Annotated in this window: 9 protein-coding genes and 2 pseudogenes; 9 read left to right on the top strand and 2 right to left on the bottom strand. The window is 52.1% G+C overall.

What is annotated here, in order from left to right; genetic code table 11:
* The 7 genes and pseudogenes from ACUU1I_RS16985 to aldB form a co-directional block, all read left to right on the top strand.
* A pseudogene (locus ACUU1I_RS16985) lies at positions 1-85 on the top strand (DUF3302 domain-containing protein); the annotation flags it as partial.
* A gap of 2 nt (positions 86-87) precedes the next feature.
* Positions 88-1,173 carry an HlyD family secretion protein gene (locus ACUU1I_RS16990; protein WP_000364910.1) on the top strand — a complete coding sequence of 362 codons (1,086 nt, stop codon included), beginning with the start codon at positions 88-90 and terminating at the stop codon, positions 1,171-1,173.
* 70 nt (positions 1,174-1,243) lie between these two features.
* Positions 1,244-1,852 (top strand): glutathione S-transferase, encoded by a 609-nt coding sequence (locus ACUU1I_RS16995; RefSeq protein WP_000779792.1) that lies wholly within the window; start codon positions 1,244-1,246, stop codon positions 1,850-1,852.
* 97 nt (positions 1,853-1,949) lie between these two features.
* On the top strand, positions 1,950-3,341 hold the full coding sequence (selA, locus tag ACUU1I_RS17000; RefSeq protein ID WP_000206277.1) for an L-seryl-tRNA(Sec) selenium transferase: 1,392 nt from the start codon (positions 1,950-1,952) through the stop codon (positions 3,339-3,341).
* Positions 3,338-5,182, top strand: coding sequence for a selenocysteine-specific translation elongation factor (gene selB, locus ACUU1I_RS17005; RefSeq protein ID WP_000582450.1), 1,845 nt, complete (start codon positions 3,338-3,340; stop codon positions 5,180-5,182). Before selA ends, selB begins: the two co-directional genes overlap by 4 nt.
* A 189-nt stretch (positions 5,183-5,371) precedes the next feature.
* Positions 5,372-6,523, top strand: coding sequence for an L-threonine dehydrogenase (yiaY, locus tag ACUU1I_RS17010; RefSeq protein ID WP_000168706.1), 1,152 nt, complete (start codon positions 5,372-5,374; stop codon positions 6,521-6,523).
* Positions 6,524-6,687: 164 nt separating this feature from the next.
* Positions 6,688-8,226, top strand: a pseudogene (gene aldB / locus ACUU1I_RS17015) (aldehyde dehydrogenase AldB).
* 218 nt (positions 8,227-8,444) lie between these two features.
* Here aldB and ACUU1I_RS17020 read toward each other — a convergent pair.
* Positions 8,445-8,600: a hypothetical protein gene (locus ACUU1I_RS17020; protein ID WP_001296793.1), complete on the bottom strand. Its 156-nt coding sequence runs from the start codon at positions 8,598-8,600 to the stop codon at positions 8,445-8,447.
* Positions 8,601-8,770: 170 nt separating this feature from the next.
* Here ACUU1I_RS17020 and ACUU1I_RS17025 point away from each other — a divergent pair, with 170 nt between their 5' ends.
* Positions 8,771-9,094, top strand: a complete 324-nt coding sequence (locus ACUU1I_RS17025; RefSeq protein ID WP_000478196.1) for a DUF3302 domain-containing protein — start codon at positions 8,771-8,773, stop codon at positions 9,092-9,094.
* Positions 9,095-9,099: 5 nt separating this feature from the next.
* Positions 9,100-10,236, top strand: a complete 1,137-nt coding sequence (locus ACUU1I_RS17030; protein WP_000364896.1) for an HlyD family secretion protein — start codon at positions 9,100-9,102, stop codon at positions 10,234-10,236.
* On the opposite strand, the gene ACUU1I_RS17035 is transcribed toward ACUU1I_RS17030, so the two are convergent.
* A partial coding sequence (locus ACUU1I_RS17035; protein ID WP_449144258.1) for a LysR substrate-binding domain-containing protein occupies positions 10,233-10,814 on the bottom strand: 582 nt, incomplete at its 5' end. The genes ACUU1I_RS17030 and ACUU1I_RS17035 overlap by 4 nt on opposite strands.

The following is a 10,814-nucleotide window of genomic DNA, read 5'->3' on the forward strand; positions in this document are numbered from 1 at the left end:
CGCACTTTCTGACCGAATTTCCCGGCTGGAGCATCAACTCGCCGCCGAGAAAAAGACTGACTATTCCACGTTCCCGGAGATCTAATTATGGATCTATTGATTGTTTTAACTTACGTGGCGCTGGCGACGGCGGCGCTGGGAGGCGTGTTTCTGGTGAGTGGTTTGATTTTGTTGATGAACTACAACCACCCTTACACTTTTACCGCGCAAAAGGCAGTGATAGCGATCCCTATCACGCCACAGGTGACGGGAATTGTTACTGAAGTCACTGACAAGAATAATCAGCTTATTCAAAAGGGCGAGGTGCTTTTTAAGCTCGACCCGGTTCGTTACCAGGCGCGAGTTGACAGACTTCAGGCTGACCTGATGACGGCGACGCATAATATAAAGACGCTGCGTGCGCAGCTCACTGAAGCGCAGGCCAACACCACCCAGGTTTCAGCGGAGCGCGACCGTCTGTTTAAAAATTATCAACGTTACCTGAAAGGCAGCCAGGCGGCGGTGAATCCGTTCTCGGAACGTGACATCGACGATGCGCGGCAAAATTTCCTCGCGCAGGATGCGTTAGTGAAAGGCTCGGTGGCGGAGCAGGCGCAGATCCAGAGTCAGCTCGACAGTATGGTCAACGGCGAGCAATCGCAGATTGTGAGCTTAAGAGCGCAACTTACTGAAGCAAAATATAATCTTGAGCAGACTGTCATTCGCGCACCAAGCAATGGCTACGTCACTCAGGTACTGATCCGCCCAGGTACATACGCAGCTGCCTTGCCGCTGCGTCCGGTGATGGTCTTCATCCCCGAGCAAAAACGGCAAATTGTCGCCCAATTTCGGCAAAACTCGCTGTTACGTCTGAAACCTGGCGATGATGCGGAAGTGGTGTTTAACGCGCTACCTGGGCAGGTGTTCCACGGCAAATTGACTAGTATTTTACCTGTCGTGCCAGGCGGTTCTTATCAGGCGCAGGGGGTATTGCAATCATTAACGGTCGTTCCCGGCACGGACGGTGTGCTGGGAACCATTGAACTGGACCCTAACGATGATATCGATGCCTTACCCGACGGCATCTACGCCCAGGTGGCGGTTTACTCCGACCATTTCAGCCATGTTTCGGTGATGCGGAAAGTGCTGCTAAGAATGACCAGTTGGATGCATTATCTTTATTTGGATCATTGAGACTTATATCACCTGTGTTTTGCGTGAGCCTGAGCCATACTGATATTTTTCCTCGCACAAAGGACTCGGCATGAAACTCGTCGGTAGCTACACCAGCCCGTTTGTACGCAAACTTTCTATTCTGTTGTTAGAAAAGGGCATAACTTTCGAATTTATTAATGAACTGCCCTATAACGCGGATAACGGCGTGGCGCAATTTAACCCGTTAGGGAAAGTGCCGGTGCTGGTGACCGAAGAGGGCGAATGCTGGTTTGATTCGCCGATCATCGCTGAATATATTGAGTTAATGAATGTCGCTCCGGCGATGTTGCCGCGCGATCCGCTGGAGTCGTTGCGGGTGCGCAAAATTGAGGCGCTGGCGGATGGCATTATGGATGCCGGGCTGGTATCGGTGCGTGAACAGGCGCGTCCGGCGGCGCAGCAGTCTGAAGATGAATTGTTACGCCAGCGGGAGAAAATCAACCGCAGTCTGGATGTGCTGGAAGGATATCTGGTCGATGGCACACTCAAAACCGATACGGTCAATCTGGCGACTATCGCCATTGCCTGTGCTGTCGGATATCTCAATTTCCGCCGCGTTGCGCCAGGTTGGTGTGTCGACCGCCCACACTTAGTCAAACTGGTCGAAAACCTGTTTAGCCGCGAAAGTTTTGCTCGCACCGAACCGCCAAAGGCTTGATGCGCGATATGTCCTCCTGACCCATCTCACGTTACAATCCGTGGTTATGTTAAACGCCCTTCTCCGTGTGAGAGGGCCTTGATCAGCCAGGTTTCCTATGACAACCGAAACGCGTTCCCTCTATAGTCAACTTCCGGCTATTGATCGCTTATTGCGCGATAGCTCCTTCCTTTCTTTGCGTGATACTTATGGTCACACCCGCGTGGTGGAATTGTTGCGTCAGATGCTCGACGAAGCGCGAGAAGTGATTCGTGGCAGCCAGACGCTGCCTGCGTGGTGTGAAAACTGGGCGCAAGAAGTCGATGCCCGGTTGACGAAAGAGGCGCAGAGCGCGCTGCGTCCGGTGATCAACCTGACGGGAACCGTGCTGCATACCAACCTTGGGCGAGCTTTACAGGCGGAAGCCGCGGTGGAAGCCGTTGCGCAGGCTATGCGTTCGCCAGTGACCCTCGAGTACGATCTGGACGACGCCGGACGCGGACATCGCGATCGGGCGCTGGCGCAGCTGCTGTGCCGTATTACGGGGGCGGAAGATGCCTGTATCGTCAATAACAATGCGGCGGCGGTGTTATTGATGTTGGCGGCCACTGCCAGCGGGAAAGAGGTGGTGGTATCTCGCGGCGAACTGGTGGAGATTGGCGGCGCGTTTCGTATTCCCGATGTTATGCGTCAGGCAGGCTGCACCCTACACGAAGTAGGGACCACCAACCGCACGCACGCGAATGATTATCGTCAGGCGGTGAATGAAAATACCGCACTGTTGATGAAAGTACATACCAGTAACTACAGCATTCAGGGGTTCACCAAAGCGATAGACGAAGCTGAACTGGTGGCGCTCGGCAAAGAGCTGGATGTTCCAGTGGTGACTGATTTAGGCAGTGGCTCGCTGGTCGATCTTAGCCAGTACGGTTTGCCGAAAGAGCCAATGCCGCAGGAGTTGATTGCGGCGGGCGTCAGTCTGGTGAGCTTCTCCGGCGACAAGTTGTTAGGCGGGCCGCAGGCAGGGATTATCGTTGGTAAAAAAGAGATGATCGCCCGCCTGCAAAGCCACCCGCTGAAGCGTGCATTACGCGCGGATAAAATGACCCTCGCGGCGCTGGAAGCCACGTTGCGTCTTTATTTACACCCTGAAGCTCTGAGTGAAAAATTACCGACCCTGCGCCTGCTTACCCGCAGCGCAGAGGTCATTCAAATCCAGGCACAACGTTTACAGGCTCCCCTTGTCACACATTACGGCGCGGAGTTTGCGGTACAGGTTATGCCATGTCTTTCGCAGATTGGCAGTGGTTCGCTGCCGGTTGATCGCCTGCCGAGCGCGGCATTAACGTTTACACCCCATGATGGACGCGGTAGCCACCTTGAGTCATTAGCCGCCCGCTGGCGTGAATTGCCAGTGCCGGTGATTGGTCGTATTTATGACGGACGATTGTGGCTGGATTTACGCTGCCTTGAAGATGAGCAACGGTTTTTGGAGATGTTGTTGAAATGATTATTGCGACTGCCGGACACGTTGACCACGGCAAAACAACCTTATTGCAGGCGATTACTGGCGTAAATGCTGACCGTCTGCCGGAAGAAAAAAAGCGCGGCATGACCATCGATCTCGGCTATGCCTACTGGCCGCAGCCGGATGGTCGCGTGCCTGGTTTTATCGACGTTCCCGGTCATGAAAAGTTTCTTTCCAACATGCTGGCGGGCGTTGGTGGTATCGATCACGCGCTGTTGGTGGTGGCGTGCGATGACGGCGTGATGGCACAGACCCGTGAGCATCTGGCGATTTTGCAGCTGACCGGTAACCCGATGCTGACAGTGGCGCTGACCAAAGCCGATCGTGTGGACGAAGCGCGTGTTGATGAGGTTGAACGCCAGGTAAAGGAGGTTCTGCGGGAATACGGTTTTGCTGAGGCAAAACTGTTTATCACCGCAGCAACCGAAGGTCGGGGAATTGATGCCCTGCGCGAGCATCTGCTTCAGTTGCCGGAACGCGAGCACGCCAGCCAACATAGTTTCCGCCTCGCGATTGACCGCGCATTTACCGTAAAAGGTGCCGGGCTGGTCGTCACCGGTACGGCGTTAAGCGGGGAAGTGAAGGTAGGCGATTCACTCTGGCTGACTGGTGTAAATAAACCGATGCGTGTACGTGCGCTGCATGCGCAAAACCAGCCAACAGAAACCGCCAATGCCGGGCAGCGTATCGCGCTTGACATCGCGGGTGATGCGGAAAAAGAGCAGATTAACCGTGGCGACTGGCTGCTTGCCGATGTGCCGCCAGAGCCGTTCACACGGGTGATTGTCGAGCTTCAAACCCATGCACCGCTGACCCAGTGGCAGCCGCTGCATATTCACCACGCCGCCAGCCACGTCACGGGACGCGTTTCACTGCTGGAAGATAACCTTGCTGAACTGGTCTTCGACACCCCGTTATGGCTGGCAGATAACGACCGCCTGGTATTGCGCGATATCTCTGCCCGCAACACGCTGGCCGGAGCGCGCGTCGTGATGCTTAACCCGCCGCGTCGCGGTAAACGTAAACCAGAGTATCTGCAATGGCTGGCTTCCCTCGCTAGGGCACAGAATGATAGCGAAGCGTTAGCCGTTCACCTGCAACGCGGCGCGGTTAATCTTCCTGATTTCGCCTGGGCGCGCCAGCTCAACGGCGAAGGGATGCGCGAACTGCTGCAACAGCCTGGCTATATTCAGGCTGGTTATAGCTTGTTGAATGCGCCGGTTGCCGCTCGCTGGCAACGGAAAATTCTCGACACATTAGCGACTTATCATGAGCAACATCGCGATGAACCTGGGCCTGGGCGCGAACGTCTGCGACGTATGGCGTTGCCAATGGAAGATGAAGCGCTAGTACTGTTGCTGATTGAAAAGATGCGCGAAAGCGGCGACATCCTCAGTCATCACGGTTGGCTGCATCTGCCGGATCACAAAGCGGGCTTCAGCGAAGAGCAGCAGGCCATCTGGCAAAAAGCAGAGCCGCTGTTTGGTGACGAGCCGTGGTGGGTGCGTGATCTGGCAAAAGAGACGGGTACCGACGAGCAGGCAATGCGCCTGACGCTACGCCAGGCGGCGCAGCAAGGAATAATTACCGCGATCGTCAAAGATCGTTATTACCGTAACGATCGGATTGTCGAATTTGCCAATATGATCCGCGATCTCGATCAGGAGTGTGGTTCAACCTGCGCGGCGGATTTCCGCGATCGCTTAGGCGTAGGCCGAAAGCTGGCAATTCAGATTCTGGAATATTTTGACCGCATTGGCTTTACGCGTCGTCGTGGAAATGATCATTTATTGCGCGACGCATTATTATTTCCGGAAAGATAAGGAAATGATTAATTAATTTTTAAAATAAATTAATACAAATTTCTTATGATTTTAAATAAAGCACATTGTTTAATGAATACAATGTGCTTTTTATTAGATTAATTTTGATAATTAATAATAATGATCATGTTTTCGAATGAAAATCCTCAGTAAGCTGCCCACCCTTTTTTACACTTTCAGGAGTGTGTTATGGCATCTTCAACTTTCTTTATTCCTTCTGTGAATGTCATCGGCGCTGATTCATTGACTGATGCAATGAATATGATGGCAGATTATGGATTTACCCGTACCTTAATTGTCACTGACAATATGTTAACGAAATTAGGTATGGCGGGTGATGTGCAAAAAGCACTGGAAGAACGCAATATTTTTAGCGTTATTTATGATGGCACCCAACCTAACCCCACCACGGAAAACGTCGCCGCAGGTTTGAAATTACTTAAAGAAAATAATTGCGATAGCGTGATCTCCTTAGGCGGTGGTTCTCCACACGACTGCGCAAAAGGTATTGCGCTGGTGGCAGCCAATGGCGGCGATATTCGCGATTACGAAGGCGTTGACCGCTCTGCAAAACCGCAGCTGCCGATGATCGCCATCAATACCACGGCGGGTACGGCCTCTGAAATGACCCGTTTCTGCATCATCACTGACGAAGCGCGTCATAACAAAATGGCGATTGTTGATAAGCACGTGACTCCGCTGCTTTCTGTCAATGACTCCTCTCTGATGATTGGTATGCCGAAGTCACTGACCGCCGCAACGGGTATGGATGCCTTAACGCACGCTATCGAAGCGTATGTTTCTATTGCCGCCACGCCGATCACTGACGCTTGTGCACTGAAAGCCGTGACCATGATTGCCGAAAACCTGCCGTTAGCCGTTGAAGATGGCAGTAATGCGAAAGCGCGTGAAGCAATGGCTTATGCCCAGTTCCTTGCCGGTATGGCGTTCAATAATGCTTCTCTGGGTTATGTTCATGCGATGGCGCACCAGCTGGGCGGTTTCTACAACCTGCCACACGGTGTATGTAACGCCGTTCTGCTGCCGCATGTTCAGGTATTCAACAGCAAAGTCGCCGCTGCACGTCTGCGTGACTGTGCCGCTGCAATGGGCGTGAACGTGACAGGTAAAAACGACGCGGAAGGTGCTGAAGCCTGCATTAACGCCATCCGTGAACTGGCGAAGAAAGTGGATATCCCGGCAGGCCTACGCGACCTGAACGTGAAAGAAGAAGATTTCGCGGTTCTGGCGACTAATGCCCTGAAAGATGCCTGTGGCTTTACTAACCCGATCCAGGCAACTCACGAAGAAATTGTGGTGATTTATCGCGCCGCAATGTAATCATCATTCCAACAACGGCTGGCAAATTGTCAGCCGCTTTTTCAACTATCTCTGTAATCCTTGCCCGTAAATTCGTGATAGCTGTCGTAAAGCTGTTACCGACTGGCGAAGATTTCGCCAGTCACGTCTACCCTTGTTATACCTCACACCGCAAGGAGACGATCATGACCAATAATCCCCCTTCAGCACAGATTAAGCCCGGCGAGTATGGTTTCCCCATCAAGTTAAAAGCCCGCTACGACAACTTTATTGGCGGTGAATGGGTAGCCCCTGCCGATGGTGAGTATTACCAGAACCTGACGCCGGTGACCGGGCAGCTGCTGTGCGAAGTGGCGTCTTCGGGCAAACGAGACATCGATCTGGCGCTGGATGCTGCGCACAAAGTGAAAGATAAATGGGCGCACACCTCGGTGCAGGATCGCGCGGCGATTCTGTTTAAGATTGCCGATCGAATGGAACAAAACCTCGAGCTGTTAGCGACAGCTGAAACCTGGGATAACGGCAAACCCATTCGCGAAACCAGTGCTGCGGATGTACCGCTGGCGATTGACCATTTCCGCTATTTCGCCTCGTGTATTCGGGCGCAGGAAGGTGGGATCAGTGAAGTTGATAGCGAAACCGTGGCCTATCATTTCCATGAACCGTTAGGCGTGGTGGGGCAGATTATCCCGTGGAACTTCCCGCTGCTGATGGCGAGCTGGAAAATGGCTCCCGCGCTGGCGGCGGGCAACTGTGTGGTGCTGAAACCCGCACGTCTTACCCCGCTTTCTGTACTGCTGCTAATGGAAATTGTCGGTGATTTACTGCCGCCGGGCGTGGTGAACGTGGTCAATGGCGCAGGTGGGGAAATTGGCGAATATCTGGCGACCTCGAAACGCATCGCCAAAGTGGCGTTTACCGGCTCAACGGAAGTGGGCCAACAAATTATGCAATACGCAACGCAAAACATTATTCCGGTGACGCTGGAGTTGGGCGGTAAGTCGCCAAATATCTTCTTTGCTGATGTGATGGATGAAGAAGATGCCTTTTTCGATAAAGCGCTGGAAGGCTTTGCACTGTTTGCCTTTAACCAGGGCGAAGTTTGCACCTGTCCGAGTCGTGCCTTAGTGCAGGAGTCAATCTACGAACGCTTTATGGAACGCGCCATCCGCCGTGTCGAAAGCATTCGCAGCGGTAACCCGCTCGACAGCGTGACGCAAATGGGCGCGCAGGTTTCTCACGGGCAACTGGAAACCATCCTCAACTACATTGATATCGGTAAAAAAGAGGGCGCTGACGTGCTCACAGGCGGGCGGCGCAAGCTGCTGGAAGGTGAACTGAAAGACGGCTACTACCTCGAACCGACGATTCTGTTTGGTCAGAACAATATGCGGGTGTTCTAGGAGGAGATTTTTGGCCCGGTGCTGGCGGTGACCACCTTCAAAACGATGGAAGAAGCGCTGGAGCTGGCGAACGATACGCAATATGGCTTGGGCGCGGGCGTCTGGAGCCGCAACGGTAATCTGGCCTATAAGATGGGGCGCGGCATACAGGCTGGGCGCGTGTGGACCAACTGTTATCACGCTTACCCGGCACATGCTGCGTTTGGTGGCTACAAACAATCAGGTATCGGTCGCGAAACCCACAAGATGATGCTGGAGCATTACCAGCAAACCAAGTGCCTGCTGGTGAGCTACTCGGATAAACCGTTGGGGCCGTTCTGATATAAGAAGCTGGTCGCATTGGGTATTCATTGCCTGATGCGACGCTTACGCGTCTTATCATACCTACGGGAACCTGACCGTAGGCCGGATAAGGCGTACACGCCGCATCCGGCATAAACAAAGCGCACGTTGTTACAATTTACGTTTTAAACCTACGTGCGCAATAACCCAGACTACGCCAACAGAAGTGCGTTTCTGGGGCGTGTTTTGTCAGGAGTTTAATCTCGCGTTTCGATGGTGAGCGGGCGAACCAGGCCGTAAATCACCATTGGTGATCCGAGGCCAATCAGCAATAAACGGTAGATAATTGAAGGTTTAATACGCTTAATCTGTACTGTGGATGTTTTACTGGAGTTATTCATTAGTTTGGCCAATAGTTCCACTATTTCAATATGATAAACCTCGTCCTGTTGAAAAACCAGACAGCACATTTCAGAAAGTATATAAAAAACAATATGTCGTTATATAAATAAGGAAATTGCACTGCATCATGGCATTTCATAATATGCGTTAATTGTTCTTTTTTATATTCTTTGAGGGAAATATGTTCCTGGACTATTTTGCACTGGGAGTGCTTATTTTTGTATTTCTGGTGATATTCTATGGGATTATTATTTTACATGATATTCCCTACCTGATTTCTAAAAAACGTAATCATCCTCATGCCGACGCCATTCATGTTGCTGGTTGGGTGAGTCTTTTTACGCTGCATGTTATCTGGCCATTTTTGTGGATTTGGGCCACGCTTTACCGCCCGGAGCGGGGATGGGGAATGCAAATCCATGACTCCTCCGTTGTGCAACTACAACAGCGTATTGCCGGGCTGGAGAAACAGCTCGCCGACATCAAATCCTCTTCTGCCGAGTAATACTTATGGATTTACTGATTATTTTGACCTATGTGGCTTTTGCATGGGCAATGTTTAAGATCTTCAAAATTCCTGTAAATAAATGGACCATTTCCACAGCGGCCCTGGGTGGCATATTTATTGTCAGTGGTTTAATTCTGTTAATGAACTATAACCATCCGTATACCTTCAAGGCGCAAAAAGCGGTTATTTCTATTCCTGTTGTCCCACAGGTGACAGGCGTGGTGATCGAAGTGACGGATAAGAAAAATACGCTGATTAAAAAAGGTGAGGTGCTATTTCGACTGGACCCGACGCGTTATCAGGCGCGGGTGGATCGGCTGATGGCGGATATCGTTACCGCAGAACATAAACAGCGGGCGTTGGGCGCAGAGTTAGATGAGATGGCGGCGAATACTCAGCAGGCAAAGGCCACGCGGGATAAATTCGCTAAAGAGTATCAGCGTTACGCACGCGGCAGCCAGGCGAAAGTAAACCCGTTTTCAGAACGCGATATTGATGTGGCGCGGCAAAATTATCTGGCGCAGGAAGCCTCCGTAAAGTCATCGGCGGCGGAACAAAAACAGATCCAGAGCCAGCTGGATAGCCTGGTGTTGGGTGAACATTCTCAAATCGCCAGCCTGAAAGCGCAGCTCGCGGAAGCAAAATATAACCTTGAGCAGACGATAGTGCGTGCGCCGAGCGATGGTTATGTGACCCAGGTGCTGATTCGTCCGGGTACCTATGCCGCGTCGCTGCCGCTACGTCCGGTGATGGTGTTTATACCCGATCAGAAACGACAAATTGTGGCGCAGTTCCGTCAGAACTCCTTGCTGCGACTGGCCCCTGGCGACGATGCGGAAGTGGTGTTTAATGCTCTGCCAGGTAAGGTATTCAGCGGCAAGCTGGCAGCCATTAGTCCAGCTGTTCCCGGCGGAGCTTATCAGTCGACCGGCACCTTACAGACGTTAAACACAGCGCCGGGTTCAGATGGCGTTATCGCGACCATTGAACTGGATGAGCACACTGATTTGAGCGCTTTACCAGACGGTATTTACGCCCAGGTGGCGGTCTACTCTGATCATTTCAGCCATGTCTCGGTGATGCGCAAAGTGCTATTACGCATGACCAGCTGGGTGCATTACCTTTATCTCGATCATTAATCTTCGCTTTCCGCCGCTTGTTCAGGCCGCAGTTGCTGCGACTGAGCAAGCTGGTGGCGAATTTCACGCAGCATTTCATCCAGCACATACTGGACCCGCCAGGGCAGGTATTCCCGTTTACGGAAGATAGCCACCAGATCCAGCCACCATTCATACGGGTGCTGAAAGCAGGGCACCAGCGTGCCGTCTTGCAGATCGCTCTGCACACTTTTGTCTGGCGCAAACACAATCCCCAGGTGATTTCGTGCCAGCTCCAGCGCCGATTGCGTGTTATCGCAAACGTAATTTCCCTTCACGCGATAATCCCGCACCTCTTTACTCCCGGCGACGTTGAAGCGCCAGATATTCGCGTCGTCGATCATCATCGAGTCGATCAAAATACAGGAGTGATGTTCGAGTTCGTCAGGACGGCTAATAGGATGTTTCTCAAGATAGCGCTGGCTGGCATAAGCGGTTACGGCATATTGTGTAATAAAACTGGCAACCAGCGATTCATCTTTTGGTGGAGCGTAGCTGATTAAAACATCACAATCATCAGGAAATTCGACGCCTTCATAAAAGGCATTACGCTCAAGATT

The organism is Shigella sp. SIG3 (assembly GCF_053555855.1).